13 protein-coding genes are annotated in these 17652 nt (G+C 40.7%); 3 read left to right on the top strand and 10 right to left on the bottom strand.

Annotated elements, in window-relative coordinates; translation table 11 throughout:
* Nucleotides 1–63: 63 nt before the first annotated feature.
* Together ftsH and rlmE are read right to left on the bottom strand one after the other, a co-directional pair.
* On the bottom strand, nucleotides 64–2046 hold the full coding sequence (gene ftsH / locus AACV33_RS04515) for an ATP-dependent zinc metalloprotease FtsH (RefSeq protein WP_017020439.1): 1983 nt from the start codon (nucleotides 2044–2046) through the stop codon (nucleotides 64–66).
* 85 nt (nucleotides 2047–2131) lie between these two features.
* Complete coding sequence (gene rlmE / locus AACV33_RS04510; RefSeq protein WP_017020438.1) at nucleotides 2132–2761, bottom strand: 23S rRNA (uridine(2552)-2'-O)-methyltransferase RlmE; 630 nt, start codon at nucleotides 2759–2761, stop codon at nucleotides 2132–2134.
* A gap of 118 nt (nucleotides 2762–2879) precedes the next feature.
* On the opposite strand from rlmE, the gene yhbY reads away from it, so the two are divergent.
* Nucleotides 2880–3176 (top strand): ribosome assembly RNA-binding protein YhbY, encoded by a 297-nt coding sequence (gene yhbY / locus AACV33_RS04505; RefSeq protein WP_012549398.1) that lies wholly within the window; start codon nucleotides 2880–2882, stop codon nucleotides 3174–3176.
* A gap of 94 nt (nucleotides 3177–3270) precedes the next feature.
* On the opposite strand, the gene greA is transcribed toward yhbY, so the two are convergent.
* Complete coding sequence (gene greA, locus AACV33_RS04500; RefSeq protein WP_012549397.1) at nucleotides 3271–3744, bottom strand: transcription elongation factor GreA; 474 nt, start codon at nucleotides 3742–3744, stop codon at nucleotides 3271–3273.
* 582 nt (nucleotides 3745–4326) lie between these two features.
* Between greA and AACV33_RS04495 the strand changes: the two genes are divergently transcribed.
* A complete protein-coding gene (locus AACV33_RS04495; RefSeq protein WP_182699933.1) occupies nucleotides 4327–5280 on the top strand; it encodes a porin in 954 nt (317 codons plus the stop codon).
* Nucleotides 5281–5422: 142 nt separating this feature from the next.
* Nucleotides 5423–6835, top strand: a complete 1413-nt coding sequence (dacB, locus tag AACV33_RS04490) for a serine-type D-Ala-D-Ala carboxypeptidase (protein WP_182699932.1) — start codon at nucleotides 5423–5425, stop codon at nucleotides 6833–6835.
* 101 nt (nucleotides 6836–6936) lie between these two features.
* On the opposite strand, the gene carB is transcribed toward dacB, so the two are convergent.
* The 7 genes from carB to ileS all read right to left on the bottom strand — a co-directional run bounded on the left by carB (nucleotide 6937) and on the right by ileS (nucleotide 17644).
* The gene (gene carB / locus AACV33_RS04485; RefSeq protein WP_182699931.1) at nucleotides 6937–10167 is read right to left on the bottom strand and encodes a carbamoyl-phosphate synthase large subunit; all 3231 of its coding nucleotides are present in this window, start codon (nucleotides 10165–10167) and stop codon (nucleotides 6937–6939) included.
* Nucleotides 10168–10184: 17 nt separating this feature from the next.
* Nucleotides 10185–11339: a glutamine-hydrolyzing carbamoyl-phosphate synthase small subunit gene (carA, locus tag AACV33_RS04480; protein ID WP_023604107.1), complete on the bottom strand. Its 1155-nt coding sequence runs from the start codon at nucleotides 11337–11339 to the stop codon at nucleotides 10185–10187.
* A gap of 557 nt (nucleotides 11340–11896) precedes the next feature.
* The gene (gene dapB / locus AACV33_RS04475; RefSeq protein WP_182699930.1) at nucleotides 11897–12706 is read right to left on the bottom strand and encodes a 4-hydroxy-tetrahydrodipicolinate reductase; all 810 of its coding nucleotides are present in this window, start codon (nucleotides 12704–12706) and stop codon (nucleotides 11897–11899) included.
* Nucleotides 12707–12775: 69 nt separating this feature from the next.
* The gene (ispH, locus tag AACV33_RS04470) at nucleotides 12776–13720 is read right to left on the bottom strand and encodes a 4-hydroxy-3-methylbut-2-enyl diphosphate reductase (protein WP_017020429.1); all 945 of its coding nucleotides are present in this window, start codon (nucleotides 13718–13720) and stop codon (nucleotides 12776–12778) included.
* Nucleotides 13721–13744: 24 nt separating this feature from the next.
* A complete protein-coding gene (gene fkpB, locus AACV33_RS04465; RefSeq protein ID WP_017020428.1) occupies nucleotides 13745–14176 on the bottom strand; it encodes an FKBP-type peptidyl-prolyl cis-trans isomerase in 432 nt (143 codons plus the stop codon).
* Nucleotides 14177–14270: 94 nt separating this feature from the next.
* A complete protein-coding gene (gene lspA, locus AACV33_RS04460; RefSeq protein ID WP_017020427.1) occupies nucleotides 14271–14786 on the bottom strand; it encodes a signal peptidase II in 516 nt (171 codons plus the stop codon).
* Nucleotides 14786–17644, bottom strand: a complete 2859-nt coding sequence (gene ileS / locus AACV33_RS04455) for an isoleucine--tRNA ligase (RefSeq protein ID WP_065611640.1) — start codon at nucleotides 17642–17644, stop codon at nucleotides 14786–14788. Before ileS ends, lspA begins: the two co-directional genes overlap by 1 nt.
* Nucleotides 17645–17652 lie beyond the last annotated feature (8 nt).

The raw sequence follows: 17652 nt of genomic DNA, 5'->3' as shown, positions 1-17652 counted from the left end.
GATCAGTCCTTTTAAATACAAAAACCCCGAGCAGAACTCGGGGTTTATTTTTATTAACTCATCTTATTTTTCTGATGAATCGGAATCTTTTTTCGTTTCTTCAGTGACTTGAGGCTTTTCTTCCTCTGTACTTTCTTCTACTTTAGATTCTTCAGTTTTAGTCTCAACGTCTGCTTCAGCTGGTTTTTCGCTTTTCTCTTCAGGTTTGGTTTGATTATCATCTCCCCACCCTTGAGGCTCACGAATTTCAGTTTTACGCTCCATCAAGTCATCAATTTGACCCGCATCAATGGTTTCAAATGTCATCAATGCATCTTTCATTGAATGCAGCACATCCATATTATCTTCAAGGATCTGTCTAGCACGAGCATAGTTACGATCAATGATAGTACGAATTTCTGCATCAATAAGTTTCAATGTTTCAGGAGAAACATGCTTTGATTGATGAGAACCACCGTGGCCAGAGAAAGGGTCGCCTTGATCTTCTGCGTATAACAATGGACCTAGTGCTTCTGAAAAGCCCCATTGAGTTACCATTTTACGCGCAATATCAGTGGCTCTTTCGATGTCATTTGAAGCACCAGTAGATACTTTATCAACGCCGTAAATTAGCTCTTCAGCCAATCGACCACCATACAAACTTGAAATCATAGACTCTAAGTGCTGGCGATTCATGCTTACGCGATCTTGTTCTGGTAAATACATTGTTACACCTAGCGCACGGCCACGTGGAATAATCGATACTTTATAAACAGGATCATGTTCAGGCACTAAACGACCAACAATAGCATGACCAGCTTCATGGTAAGCCGTTGAGGTTTTAGTCTCTTCCGTCATTACCATTGATTTGCGCTCTGCGCCCATCATTATTTTGTCTTTAGCAAGTTCAAACTCAACCATTGACACAACACGTTTATTGGTTCGAGCTGCAAATAATGCGGCTTCATTAACTAAGTTAGCTAAGTCAGCACCAGAGAAACCTGGTGTACCACGTGCGATTAGCGATGGTTCAACACCACTGCCTAATGGTACTTTACGCATGTGTACTTGAAGAATTTGCTCACGGCCACGTATGTCAGGTAAACCAACAACAACTTGGCGGTCAAAACGACCCGGACGTAATAGTGCAGCATCAAGTACATCAGGACGGTTAGTCGCAGCAACAACGATGACACCCTCGTTACCTTCAAAACCATCCATTTCAACCAGCATTTGGTTCAATGTTTGCTCACGCTCATCATTACCACCACCAACACCGGCGCCACGCTGACGGCCTACGGCATCGATTTCATCGATAAAGATGATACAAGGCGATGATTTTTTCGCTTGTTCAAACATGTCACGCACACGAGATGCACCAACACCAACAAACATTTCAACGAAATCAGAACCTGAAATTGAGAAGAACGGTACTTTCGCTTCACCTGCAATTGCTTTTGCAATTAGCGTTTTACCAGTACCAGGAGGACCAACCAATAAAACACCTGTTGGGATTTTACCACCTAGTTTCTGGAATCGGCTTGGTTCACGTAAATAATCAACTAATTCTTTAACGTCTTCTTTTGCTTCATCACAACCAGCAACATCATCAAAGGTTGTGTTGATCTGTTCTTCCGTCATCATCTTAGCTTTGCTTTTGCCAAAGGACATTGCCCCTTTGCCACCGCCGCCTTGCATTTGACGCATAAAGAAGATCCAAACACCAATAAGAAGAATCATTGGGAACCACGAAATAAAGATAGACTCAAGTAAGCTCTGCTCTTCAGGTGGTGTGCCTTTAACGATTACATTTTGATTAATCAGGTCATCAAGCAATTTAGGGTCTTGGTATACCGGCATGTATGTCACATAGCGAGTACCATCACTCTTTGTTACTTTAATTTCACGATTATTAAAGGTTGCTTCTTGAACTTGACTATTACCAACTTCTTTAACAAAAGTGGTGTAATCAACTGAACGACCAGAGCTGTCGCTCGGTCCAAAGCTTTGGAATACCGACATTAAAACAACCGCGATAACCAGCCATAATATTAGATTTTTTGCCATGTCACTCAAGGTGTTAACCCCGCGTTAACTAAATAGATGAATGAAAGAGTACTACAGTTTATATCCTGTAGCTACTACGTAAGAATTATCCTTTGTAACCAGTGGCTACAATATACACTTCACGAGAGCGAGCTCGTGATGAATCAGGTTTTCTAATCTTAACGACTTTGAATACCTTACGTACTTCTTGTAAGTATGCATCAAAGCTTTCACCTTGGAATACTTTGACCGTGAAACTGCCATTAGGAGCCAATACTTGGCGGCACATATCCAACGCTAACTCAACAAGATACATTGATCTTGGTTGATCCACCGCAGGGTTACCACTCATATTTGGTGCCATATCCGACATTACTACATCTACCATATCTGGTTGTATGCGTTCAAGCAATGCGTCTAGTACCGCTTCTTCTCTAAAATCCCCTTGTAAAAAGCTCACACCCGCAATTGAGTCCATAGCTAAAATATCACAAGCGATTACTTGACCAGAATCACCGACTTGCTCAACCGCATATTGTGACCACCCACCTGGAGCAGCACCAAGGTCAACCACCGTCATTCCTGGCTTTAATAGCTTGTCTTTATTTTGAATTTCTTCAAGTTTAAAAATAGCACGAGAGCGATAGCCTCTTTTTTGCGCTTCAAGAACGTATTTATCATCAAAATGTTCTTTTAACCAGCGGCCAGAGCTTGCTGAAAGTTTATTCTTACTCATGCATTACCTAAAAATACTTAATTTAAATTAGAAGACTGAAACAAAAAATAGTCTTCAGGGATAGATGGCGTTAGAATAGGCTGTTTTCAACCCTTAATATAGAAAAAATCGGGTATATATGAACCTAAGCACAAAACAAAAGCAACACCTTAAAGGCCTTGCTCACTATTTAAAACCCGTTGTAATGATGGGTTCAAATGGTCTAACTGAAGCAGTTGTAGCTGAAATTGAGATTGCACTTAATCATCACGAATTAATTAAAGTTAAAATCGCATCTGAAGATCGTGATACTAAGCAATTGATTGTTGATGCAATCATTCGTGAAACAGAAGCAGAAAAAGTTCAAGTTATTGGTAAAACACTTGTGTTATACCGCGCTAGCGAAGCTCGTAAAATTGAGATCCCTAGAAAATAATAACTTAGCATAAACAGTATATGCAAAGAAATTAAAAAGGCCGTCAATAGCTCATAGCTAGGCGGCCTTTTATTTTATACTAATATAAGCGCGATTAAATATATTCTACCGCGTCAATTTCAAACTCTTTCGTTCCACCAGGGGTTCGGATACTAACTTCATCCTCAACCAGTTTACCAATCAAACCACGAGCAATAGGGGAATTAACCGAAATTCGTCCCTCTTTTATGTTTGCTTCATCATCTGCAACAATTTGGTATTTCACTTTATCTTCAGTATCAACGTCGAGTAAAGTCACTGTCGCACCAAAAATAACCTTTCCTGTATTAGTCATCTTTGTTACATCAATAACCTGAGCAACTGATAGCTTATATTCAATATCACGAATTTGAGCTTCACAAATACCTTGGTCTTCACGGGCGGCATGATACTCGGCATTTTCTTTTAAATCACCAAGTTCACGAGCTTCACCAATGGCTTTTGAAATCACAGGGCGACGCTTTAATAGTACTTCTAATTCATCACGCAGTAGTTTCTCACCACGTATTGTCATTGGTACCTTGTCCATATTTCCTACCTCTAAAGCTGAAACCAAAATTCAGCAAATAAAAATCCCACTCAAGGTATCCCCTTTTCATTAAGGAAGGGACCTAAGTGTGTTTTCTGTTTATGTTCGATGCTCTTAGTGTAAACAAAGAAATAAATTTTATCACCTATCTATTTACACTAAAACGCACAAGTTTTAATTAAATGAGTTTCATATAATTAAGAACTCAGTCTCAAAAAAGAAAACAGCTCAATTAATAAATAGGTAAATTCATACATTTTGAGATAGACGTCACACTAACTTTAGAACTAAAAGAAAAAAAAACATAAAAACCACCAAAAAACAAAAATGAGTAAAACTTTATTAAAAAAACGTAACCAACTGAAAAATAAAGACACATCTCACACTATGACCATTAAAAACAGTGTTCAATTGGAGTTTTTAGATTGTTTTACTAACCTTTCTATTGGTTTAACCCTGAAAATATAGGTATTGAAACAACGGTATCTATTGATAACTCTTTTTTAAACGTAATAAGTTATCAACAAACGATACGAATTATACTAAACTTATTTCTCCTCCACCCTTATAGGAAATTACATAATGAACAAGAACGTATTGGCTCTTGCAGTAGCCGCTATTATGTCAACTGGTGCAGTTAACGCAGCAGAGATCTACAAAGGCGCAGACCAAACTCTAGAAATGGGCGGTCGTGCTGAAGCGCGTCTATCTATGAAAGATGGTGATGCGACAGATGCATCGCGTGTCCGTCTAAACGTTAAAGGTACTACTCAAATTTCTGACGGCCTATACGGTGTAGGTTTCTGGGAAGGCGAATTTACAACTAATGATACTATTGGCGAAAACGGTAATCTTGAAAACCGTTACATGTTTGCAGGTATGGGCGGCACTTTTGGTGAAGTTACTTACGGTAAAAACGACGGTGCTCTAGGCGTTATTACTGATTTTACCGATATCATGGCATACGCTGGTAACACAGCAGCTGACAAAATCGCTGTAGCGGATCGCGAAGACAACGCAATTGCATACGCAGGTCAATTTGGTGATTTCGCATTTAAAGCGAATTACCGTTTTGATGATGCAGCTAAAGGCGACGAAAGCAACGATGGTTTCTCTACTTCTGGTATCTACGCATTTGGTGACTCTGGCTTTAAACTGGGTGGCGGTTACGCAGATCAAGGCGCATCAAATGAAATGATGTTTGCTGGTTCTTACACTATGGGCGACCTATACTTTGCAGGTACTTTCACTGATGGTGAGAAACAAGTACTTACTACGAGTAACTCAGTAGATTACACTGGTTATGAAGCGGCAGTAGCTTATACTATGGGTAAAACAGTATTTACATCTACATACAACAATGCTGAAACTGATAACGAAACATCAGCGGACAACTTTGCAGTAGATGCTACATACTTCTTCAATGCTAATTTCCGTTCTTACATCTCTTACAACTTTAACATGTTAGATTCTGATAAAGTTGGTTCTGCAGCAGCTGAAGACGAGCTAGCTCTAGGTATGCGTTACGACTTCTAATAAAGTCTTAATAAATACTTAAATAAAACGCTCACTTCGGTGGGCGTTTTTTATTACTATCCCCCTTATTTTTATTCACTTTCCGCATACAAACCGACTCAAACCTGTAAAATGTCCTTATTATTTTCAGCACGAGTTGACCATGCCTTTATCTCGATTATTTATCTTATCTCTCTCGCTTTATTCTTTTTCAACCTTTGCCAGCAGCATTCCATCAAGCATTCAACTCCTTCCTAGTGGGAGCCGTGCTGCTATTGTGGTTGAATCTCTACACGATCAGAGTATTGAGTTTCAGCAAAAAGAAAATGAGCTTCTCCCCCCAGCCAGTACATTAAAAGTAGCGACAGCACTTGCTTCTCGTTTAGCTCTTGGGGAAAACTTTCAATTTAAAACGACTTTGCATAAAACAAAACACAATAGTGTTCAATTAACCTTTTCTGGAGATCCTTCACTAACAAGAGATAACCTTTCATCCCTATTTAAAAATAGCGGATTAAAAAACATTAAAGGCGATCTATGGGTTGATGATTCGATTTTCACTGGTTATGAGCGTGCTGTCGGCTGGCCATGGGATATTCTCGGCGTGTGTTACAGCGCACCATCAAGCGCATTAAGCATTGATGAAAACTGTGTGCAAGCATCAATATCAACAAATGAGAACGGGACTACCCGTGTCTTCGTGCCAATACACCAACCAATTTCATTCACGACAACTGCACGGACTGTCAGTGCCAAAGAGCAAAAAAATTCATTTTGTGATTTAGAACTAACAACTCAAGGCAATAACTACCACCTATCAGGCTGCTTAGTCGCAAGAAGCAAACCATTACCATTAAAGTTTGCAGTGCAAAATACAACAGAATTCACCGAACAAACGCTATTACGCATCCTTAATGAACAAAATATTAATTTATCTGGAAAAATAATATTCGGTAATTCGACCGGGAAAATACAGAAAACAGTGCTGCTTGCCTCTCACCAATCAGAACCGCTAATGGTATTACTTAATCACATGTTGAAAAAATCAGATAACCACTACGCTGATAATTTAGTGAAAACGTTAGGCCATTATCATTACCAACAACCGGGAAGCTTTAGTAATGGCACCGCAGCGGTTAAAGACATCTTATTAAAACAAGCTAATGTGGATTTAACCAACGCAGTTATTGTAGATGGCTCTGGTTTATCCCGAAATAATAGAATGACGGCGAATCAGATGAAAAGTCTTCTTCAGTTTGCCTATCGATACGATAAAGAGTTAGGGTTAATCGCCTTACTACCGACTTCCGGTATCGATGGCACATTGATATACCGCAATAGTATGAGAAAAGAGCCAATTAAAGGCAGCATAAAATCGAAAAGTGGCTCATTGTTTGGTAGCTATAACATGGCAGGATTTGTAGGTTTAGAAGGAAATAATCCACAGCTATTTGTTCAATTTGTTGCAGATTATCACCCAATAGCAGCAAAAGAAGGTGTTTTACCAGTAGAGCGACCAATTGATAGCTTTGAGAAAGCGTTCTATCAGGCGCTAATTAAGTTATCAAACGATTGATTTTTAAGGAACACCGACATTAGCAGCAACAAAAAGCCCGAAGAAATCTCATTCTTCGGGCTTTTATCATTTAGCACTTAAAGTATTAGTACTCGTTGTGACTAAGCGTATTTAGCCGCTACTCTTGCGTGCAATTCTTGCAGGGAGTTAATCGTATTACGATCATCCGCTTCATGAGCTAGACAACTTGCAAATGCTGCATTTAATGTTGTTGTGTAGTTCACTTTACCCGCGAGAGCGCCACGACGAAGAAGTTTAGAGTCTTCAATCGCTTGACGACCAGATGCCGTGTTTACAATGTAGGTGTATTCGCCATTCTTAATACGGTCAAGAATGTGAGGACGACCTTCATGAACCTTGTTGACTAAACGAGGATTAATACCCGCTTCACCAAGAATCACCGCAGTACCGTGCGTTGCGTCTAATTGATAACCAATTTTAACAAGGTGTTTTGCTAAATCGACAACACGCTTCTTATCACCATCACGAACAGAAAGTAATGCACGACCGCCTTCTGGGTACTCTTTACTGCACCCTAATTCAGCTTTAGCAAAGGCTTCTGCAAACGTATTACCAACACCCATGACTTCACCCGTTGAGCGCATTTCTGGGCCTAACAGTGGATCAACACCTGGGAATTTGTTAAACGGCAATACCACTTCTTTTACTGAGAAATAAGGTGGGATAATCTCTTTAGTAAAGCCTTGAGACTCTAGAGATTGACCCGCCATTACACGTGCTGCAATTTTAGCAATTGGAGCACCGGTAGCTTTAGATACGAATGGGATCGTACGTGCCGCTCGTGGGTTAACTTCAATTAAGTAAACTTCGTTATTCTTAACCGCAAACTGAGTATTCATTAAGCCACGTACACCTAGCTCAAATGCTAACTTACGTACTTGATCACGCATTACGTCTTGGATTTCTTCGCTTAGTGTATAAGCAGGAAGAGAACATGCTGAGTCACCAGAGTGAACACCCGCTTGCTCGATGTGCTCCATGATACCAGCAATAACTACTTGCTCACCGTCACAAATTGCATCTACGTCAACTTCGATGGCATCATCTAGGAAGCTATCAAGTAGAACTGGTGATTCATTTGAAACGCTTACCGCTTCATTAAAGTAGCGACGTAAGTCTTGCTCGTCATATACGATTTCCATCGCACGACCACCAAGAACATAAGAAGGACGAACAACCAGTGGAAAACCAATTTCTCTTGATTTCTCAATCGCTTGTTCCATCGCTGTTACCGTTGCATTTTCTGGCTGTAGAAGGCCTAAACGGTCTACTGCAACTTGAAAACGCTCACGGTCTTCTGCGCGATCGATAGCATCAGGGCTTGTACCTATAATTGGAACACCTGCGGCTTCAAGAGCACGAGCCAATTTAAGTGGTGTTTGACCACCGTATTGAACGATAACACCTTTTGGTTTTTCAATACGAACGATGGCTAGTACATCTTCCAAAGTTACTGGTTCAAAGTACAAGCGGTCAGACGTATCGTAATCAGTAGAAACGGTCTCAGGGTTACAGTTAACCATGATCGTTTCATAGCCATCTTCACGAAGTGCTAATGATGCGTGTACACAACAATAATCAAATTCAATACCTTGGCCGATACGGTTTGGACCGCCACCTAAGATCATGATCTTATCATTGTCGGTTGGATTCGATTCACATTCTTCATCATACGTTGAATACATGTAAGCAGTATCCGAAGAAAATTCAGCAGCACACGTATCTACACGCTTGTAGACAGGATGAATATCATGCTGGTCACGAAGACGACGGATTTCACTTTCAGCAACACCTAATAACTTAGATAGACGAGCATCAGCAAAGCCTTTACGTTTTAATTGACGAAGGCTATCCGCAGTTAAGCTAGCAAAACCGCCCGCTTTAACTTCTGCTTCCATCTTAACTAAATCTTCGATTTGTACCAAGAACCAACGGTCAACATTCGTTAGGTTAAACACACCATCAATAGACATACCAGCACGGAATGCGTCCGCAATGTACCAAATACGCTCAGCACCTGCGTCTTTTAATTCGTGACGAATCTTAGTTAATGCATCGGGTGCATCAAGATCAACCATTTCATCAAAACCATCCGCGCCAACTTCTAAGCCACGAAGTGCTTTTTGCAGTGATTCTTGTTGGTTACGGCCAATAGCCATTACTTCACCAACCGATTTCATCTGCGTGGTTAGACGATCGTTAGCACCTGCGAATTTTTCGAAGTTAAAACGAGGGATCTTAGTAACAACATAATCGATTGTTGGTTCAAATGATGCTGGAGTTGCACCACCAGTGATGTCATTCATTAACTCATCAAGCGTATAGCCAATCGCTAATTTAGCTGCGATTTTTGCAATAGGGAAACCAGTTGCTTTAGACGCTAGAGCTGATGAACGCGATACACGTGGGTTCATTTCGATAACAACCATACGGCCATCTTTCGGGTTAATACCAAACTGTACGTTTGAACCGCCCGTTTCAACACCAATCTCACGCAATACTGCTAGAGAAGCGTTACGCATTAGTTGGTATTCTTTATCTGTTAGCGTTTGAGCTGGAGCCACAGTGATGGAATCACCAGTGTGAATGCCCATTGCATCAAAGTTTTCAATCGTACATACGATGATGCAGTTGTCGTTTTTATCACGAACCACTTCCATCTCGTACTCTTTCCAACCGATCAATGATTCATCGATTAGAAGCTCGTTGGTTGGAGAAAGATCCAAACCACCGCGACAAATTTCTTCAAATTCTTCTTTGTTATACGCGATACCACCACCAGTACCACCCATCGTAAATGATGGACGAATGATACAAGGGAAACCTACCATGTCTAAAACTTTGTAAGCTTCTTCCATTGTTTTTGCGGTATCAGCGTTTGGACATTCAAGGCCAATTGACTTCATTGCTTTATCAAAACGTGAACGGTCTTCTGCTTTATCAATCGCATCCGCCGTTGCACCAATCATCTCAACACCGAACTCAGCAAGAACACCGTGTCTCTCTAAATCAAGCGCACAGTTCAATGCCGTTTGACCACCCATCGTAGGCAGTACTGCATCTGGACGTTCTTTTTCGATGATGTTACGAACCACTTCCCAATGGATAGGTTCAATGTACGTTGCATCAGCCATGTCTGGGTCAGTCATGATGGTTGCAGGGTTAGAGTTCACAAGAATAACGCGGTAGCCTTCTTCACGAAGTGCTTTACACGCTTGTGCACCAGAGTAGTCAAATTCACACGCTTGGCCGATAACAATTGGGCCTGCACCTAGAATTAGAACGCTTTTAATATCAGTACGTTTTGGCATCTTATTACTACTCCGAATTAAGCTTTATGCTGCTGAATCAATTCAATGAAATGGTCAAATAATGGCGCTGCATCATGTGGGCCAGGGCTTGCTTCAGGGTGACCTTGGAAGCTAAATGCAGGCTTATCTGTACGATGAATGCCTTGCAGAGTGCCATCAAACAATGATTTGTGTGTTGCACGTAAATTTTCTGGAAGTGTTTCTTCATCTGCCGCAAAACCGTGGTTCTGTGCAGTGATCATAACTACATCACGATCCAAATCTTTAACAGGGTGGTTTGCACCGTGGTGACCAAACTTCATTTTTACTGTTTGAGCGCCTGATGCTAGAGCAAGAATTTGGTGACCAAGACAGATACCAAAGATTGGTAACCCTTTTTCTAAGAACACTTTCGTTGCTTCAATAGCGTAAGTACATGGCGCCGGATCACCAGGGCCATTTGATAAGAACACGCCATCTGGGTTCATCGCTAATACTTCTTCTGCTGAAGTTTGTGCCGGAACGACCGTTAGACGACAACCGCGGTCAACCAACATACGTAAGATATTACGTTTAGCACCAAAATCATAAGCAACAACATGGAACGGTAGTTCGCTATCTGCTTTTTCTTCTGGCAAACCGCCAGTAAGAGTCCAAGAACCTTGTTTCCACTGGTAAGCTTCTGACGTGGTAACTTCCTTCGCTAAATCCATTCCTTTAAGACCCGGGAATGCTTTTGCTTGAGCAAGAGCAAATGCTTCATCTAAATTGCTTTCTTTCTTAGAAGAGCAAGCAATGATACAACCGTTTTGAGCACCCTTCTCACGCAAAATACGAGTCAGCTTACGCGTATCGATATCAGCAATGCCGACAATATTTTGAGATTTGAGGTATTCAGAAAGAGTTTGTTCACTGCGGAAGTTTGAAGCTAAGAGAGGAAGATCGCGAATCACAAGGCCTTGAGCGTGGATAGAAGAAGATTCTTCATCTTCGGAATTGATTCCGGTGTTGCCAATGTGAGGATAAGTAAGAGTAACGATTTGTTGAGAATAGGAAGGATCAGTGAGAATTTCTTGGTACCCCGTCATCGAGGTATTAAAAACGACTTCACCAACGGCCGAGCCATCTGCTCCAATCGATTGACCGCGGAACACTGTCCCATCTTCTAGGACTAATAGCGCTGATTTACTCAAGACAACCTCCAAACATAATAAACATTCAGCATGCATACATAACGATGCAAAACTTCTTTTTTTAAACCCGAAAACCGAAATTAAATCTCGATTTTTGACAAATTGGCGAAATTTTAGAGATCTATAGGGTAAGTGTCAACAAAAACTGTATTATAAAACAAGTTTTTTAACCGACTCATCAAGAAAACGTTCATTTCAAGCCAAAAACTTCATTTATCCTTACTCAATTCTGGTCAAACCTGTAAAAAACTGGATTTATGCATAACTTTACTTATTTCACATCTATAAATTACTCATAGAAATAAAGCAATCGTTAATATGAACATGAAACATATAAAAACAAGCAACTAAACCAATAAACACGCTATAGCCAAATAAAAAACAACTTATCTAATCGGTAATATACCCTTCAATAATAATGGCCATAAGCTAATAAAGAATATAAAACGACAAAAACCATTGATACAGAGCAGCGTTCGTGCATAAAGTATGATTATAGCGTTTGAGATCACTAAGATAAAAAAAGCCCAAATCAATAAATGATTTGGGCTTAATAATTAAATCTGATCCAAGTCTAAAACATCATGCATGGTATAAAAACCTGGCGACTTTTGATGCAACCAATGGGAGGCTCTCACCGCTCCATTTGCAAACGTCATTCTATCGGTGGCTTTATGTGTTATTTCAACACGCTCACCAATATCAGCAAACATGGCGGTATGTTCACCGACAATGTCACCCGCTCGAATCGTAGCAAAACCAATTTCATTCTTAGTGCGCTCACCGGTAATACCTTCTCGAGTATAAACAGCGACATCATCAAGCTTATTGCCCATGGCTCCCGCTATTGCTTCTCCCATGCCAATAGCAGTACCTGACGGTGCGTCAACTTTATAACGGTGATGCGCTTCTATAATTTCAATATCACAGTAGTCACCCATTACTTTTGCGGCTTTTTCTAGTAACTTAAAAACGAGGTTAACACCAACACTGTAATTTGGCGCCATGACGATAGGGATCTGTTTAGCCGCTAGATCAATCAACTCTTTGCCCGGCTCACTAAAACCAGTCGTACCAATAACAATCGCTTTTTTATGCTCTTGGCATAGTTCGATGTTTTTTAATGTTGAAATCGGTAACGTAAAATCAATAATGACATCGAAGTCATCTACGGCTTTCGCAAGATCATCGACAATAACAATGCCTGATTTACCTAACCCTGCCATTTCACCAACATCAACACCAATCAAACTTGACTCAGGATGCTCACTCGCTGCTGCAAGAACCGCATATTGAGAACCATTAACAGCTTTAATTAAATTACGGCCCATTCTTCCTGCTGCACCAGCAATTGCGACTCTTACCATTCTCGTGTACTCCTTTAAATTTGTATCTTTCACTCTATCTCAAATTATTATGAATCGCTATGCGAACTTTTAAGACACAGTTTTAATTTGTAATTCTTTTGGTACTTCAAAAAACATGTTTTCTTCACGCCCTTTCAACTCATCCACAGTCGTACCACCAAAGGCTTTTACTTGTTCAATGATTTGATTAACTAATTCTTCAGGTGCTGATGCGCCGGCGGTAACACCAACTTTCGCTTGGTTTGTTAACCATTCTTCTTTCAGCTCTTCAGGGCAATCAATCAGATAACTCGTAGTGCCTAATTTTTCAGACAGTTCACGCAATCGATTTGAATTAGATGAATTTTTAGAGCCAACAACTATCATCACATCAACTTGGCTTGCCATATCTCGCACTGCATCTTGACGGTTTTGTGTGGCATAACAGATATCATCTTTACGCGGGCCTTGGATCTTTGGAAATACACGGCGTAATTCATCAATAACATCTGCGGTTTCATCAACTGATAAAGTCGTTTGGCTAACATAATGAAGATTATTTGGATCTTGAACAATCAGCTTCTCAACATCCTCAGGTGTCTCGACTAAATACATTCCACCGGTTTCACTCGCATATTGTCCCATGGTCCCTTCAACTTCAGGGTGACCAGCGTGGCCAATTAAAACAACTTCAATGCTCTTTTTACTTGCACGAGCAACTTCCATATGAACTTTTGTTACTAATGGGCAAGTAGCATCAAATACGGTTAATGCTCGCTCTTTTGCTTCAGTACGCACTGCTTGAGATACCCCGTGAGCTGAAAAGATCACGATATTATCATCAGGAACTTCACTTAACTCTTCAACAAAAATAGCACCGCGTTGCTTTAATCCTTCGACGACAAAACGGTTATGAACCACTTCATGACGTACATAAATAGGGGCTTTATATAATTCAAGCGCTCGTTCAACAATACTAATGGCACGGTCAACACCGGCACAAAATCCACGAGGGTTCGCTAATACTATTTTCATCTTTTATCTCTATTTTTTGTTGGGTTATCCAACCGCTACGATTTCTACGTCAAAGATAACATCTTGACCAGATAATGGGTGATTAAAATCGACAGTAACGGAATCTCCGGCAATATCAGTAATGATCCCCGGAATATCAACACCATCAGGTCCGGTGAATGCCATAATAGTACCAACTTCAGCGGCAGCATCACCTACAAATCGATTACGATCCATATGATGAATATTATCAGGATTAGGTAAACCAAATGCATCAACTGCATTTAATTCAATGCTCTTAGACTGATTCGCTTCTAAACCCAATAAACACTGTTCAAAATTCTCACTTAAACTGCCATCACCCATTGTAAACTTAGCGGCTTTTCCTGATGTCTGGGTACTATCTGCGATCGAGCCATCTTTTAATTTTATAGTGAAGTGTAAGGTTACTTCACTGTTACTTTCAATTTTTGACATTGTCTTTCCTTAGATAACACCAATAATATTGGTATAACACTTAAAAAAAACGCCACCTCGAATTCACGGGCAGCGCTTATGTTTTTACTTTATCTTATTGTTCTTTTTTATTAGAACGAAATCCATCTAAGATGATCAATCCCGCACCAATACAAATCGCAGCATCCGCTAAGTTGAACGTTGGCCAATGGTAGCTACCCCAATAGAAATCAAGATAATCCACTACAAAACCATGAACTAAGCGATCAAACACATTACCAATCGCACCACCAATGATCAGTGCATACGCGATGTTATTTAACTTGTCCGTTTGTGGTGCTTTGCGCATCCAATAGGCAAGTAAACCACATACAGCGATAGCAATACCGGTAAAAAACCAGCGTTGCCAACCGGCTTGATCACTTAAAAAGCTAAATGCAGCACCATAGTTATGAGCGTAAAGAAAATTAAAGAAAGGCAAAACTTCAATTCGGTTCGCCCAACCATAAGTCATCTCTTTCATCACAAATAACTTAATGCTGATGTCTGCCATAAAAACCAACCCCGCTAGCCATAGCCAGCGAAGTCCAGATTCTTTAAGCAGCGGTAATGTCTTATTATCGCTAGTCATTATGCAAATTTACGCTCTTCGCCTTCGCCTTCAACGTTAGATACACAACGACCACACACTTCTTCGTGCCCTTCGATAGTACCTACATCAGCAACATGGTGCCAACAACGCTCACACTTCGCCGCTTCAGAAGCCGCAACATCAACAAACAGACCAGCAAGTTCTGTTGCTTTTGCTGACTCTGATTTTTCGCTTAGTGGTTTCACTGTTGCGCTTGATGTTAGAAGAACAAAACGTAATTCATTATCAAGCTTATTAATTTTTGCAGCGAGCGCATCATCTGCATATAGCGTGATTTCAGCTTGAAGTGAACCACCAATAACTTTCTCACCACGAGCCGCTTCAAGAAGTTTATTAACTGATGCACGAACCGCTTGGATTTCACTCCAAAATTCGTTATTTAGATCTTCACCTTCAGCAAGATCAAACAGACCTTCATACCATTCGCCAGTAAAGACAAACTTATCACGCTTACCAGGCATTTCATTCCAGATTTCATCAGCCGTGAATGACATGATTGGTGCCATCCAACGAACTAATGCTTCTACAATGTAGTAAAGCGCCGTTTGACAGCTGCGTTGAGCATGACCGCTTTTCTTCGCTGTGTATTGGCGATCTTTAATCACATCTAAGTAGAAAGAACCCATTTCGATTGAACAGAAATGCATCAAACGTTGAGTTACTTCATGTAAATTATATTCATCGTAAGACTTGATAATTTCTTCTTGTGCAGCAAACGCACGACCAACAGCCCAGCGATCAAGAGCAACCATTTCTTCAGCAGGAACGATGTCTGTTTCAGGGTTAAAACCATTCAAGTTCGCTAAGAAGAAACGTGCCGTATTACGAATACGACGGTATGCGTCCGCTGAACGTTTTAGGATTTCATCAGAAACCGCAACTTCGTTAGTGTAATCAGTAGAAGCAACCCATAGACGAAGGATATCTGCGCCCAGTTTATTAGTTACGTCTTTTGGTGCAACCACGTTGCCGACAGATTTAGACATCTTACGACCATTACCATCTACCACGAAACCGTGTGTTAGTACTTGGCGGTAAGGTGCTTTACCTTTCATTGCAACAGATGAAATCAACGATGATTGGAACCAACCACGGTGTTGATCTGAACCTTCTAAATAAAGGTCAGCACTGTGTGTTCTCTCTTCTTGAGGGAAGTTATATTCTTCACGAGAATCAACAACAGAGAAGTGAGTAACACCTGAGTCGAACCATACATCTAATGTATCTAATACTTTTTCGTATTTCGTTGCGTCGCCTTCACCCATTAGCTCGGCGATATCAAGATCCCACCATGCTTGAATGCCCTTCTCTTCAACTAGTTTTGCTACTTTTTCAATTAGCTCTAGTGAATCAGGGTGCAGTTCAGACGTTTCTTTGTGAACGAATAGAGCGATTGGCACACCCCAAGTGCGTTGACGAGAGATGCACCATTCTGGGCGACCTTCAATCATACCTTCAATGCGGCTTTGACCCCATTCAGGCATCCATTCAACACTCTTCACTTCTTCTAATGCTTTTGCACGAAGACCCGCTTGATCCATTGAGATGAACCATTGTGGTGTTGCACGGAAGATGATTGGTGTTTTGTGTCTCCAGCAATGTGGGTAGCTGTGTTCAATCGCGTGATGGTGCAGTAATGCGCCTTTCTCTTTTAATACATCAATAACTGAGTCGTTCGCTTTAAATACGTGTTGACCAGCAAACAATTCAGTATCAGGAAGGTATACACCGTTTGATCCTACTGGGTTTGCGATTTCTAAATCGTATTTTTTACCAACAACGAAATCTTCTTGACCGTGACCAGGTGCCGTATGCACGATACCTGTACCTGAGTCTACCGTTACATGTTCACCTAAAATAGCTGGAACCGTAAAACCATAGAATGGGTGGTTAAATTGAAGAAGCTCTAGATCAGACCCTTTTGCAAAACCTAAGTTATGGAAATGCTCGATACCCGCACGATCCATCACAGATTTTGCTAGCTCAGATGAAAGAATTAAACGTTCTGCTTTTTGTTCGCCGTGTGCTTCTACTTGAACTAATACGTATTCAAGATCAGCATGTAGTGCTACTGCACGGTTTGCAGGTAATGTCCAAGGTGTTGTAGTCCAAATAACAACCGATAATTCACCTTCACCTTGATGACCTTCAGGCGTACTGAATTTAGCTAATGTTGCCGCTTCATCTGCAGCAACAAAACGCACATCAATAGATGGGGAGAATTTATCTTGGTATTCAACTTCCGCTTCAGCCAATGCTGAACCACAATCGGTACACCAGTGAACAGGTTTAAATCCTTTAAGTAAGTGACCTTGGTCTGCAATTTTACCTAATGAACGAATGATGTTTGCTTCAGTACCGAAATCCATAGTGCGGTATGGTTTGTCCCACTCACCCATGATACCTAAACGCTTAAAGCTTTCTTTTTGGCCTTCAACTTGAACTGCCGCGTATTTACGACATTCTTCACGGAACTCAGCCGCAGAGATTTTTTGACCCGGCTTGCCTTTTTTCTTCTCTACCATCAATTCAATTGGTAGACCATGACAATCCCAACCAGGAATGTATGGTGCATCAAAGCCAGAAAGCGTTTTTGACTTAATAATAATGTCTTTAAGAATCTTATTCAGTGCATGACCAATATGGATGTCACCATTTGCATACGGAGGGCCGTCATGCAATATAAACGATTTTTTACCTTTTTTCGCTTTACGGATCTCGCCGTAAAGATCTTCATCATACCAATGCTTAAGCATTACTGGCTCACGATTAGCCAAGTTACCACGCATTGGGAATCCTGTTTCAGGCAGGTTCAAGGTTTCTTTATAGTCACTCATCGATTCTT

The sequence above is a fragment of the Aliivibrio sp. SR45-2 genome (assembly GCF_963890165.1).
Taxonomy (GTDB): domain Bacteria; phylum Pseudomonadota; class Gammaproteobacteria; order Enterobacterales; family Vibrionaceae; genus Aliivibrio; species Aliivibrio salmonicida.
This window is presented reverse-complemented; position numbering and strand designations above follow the sequence as displayed.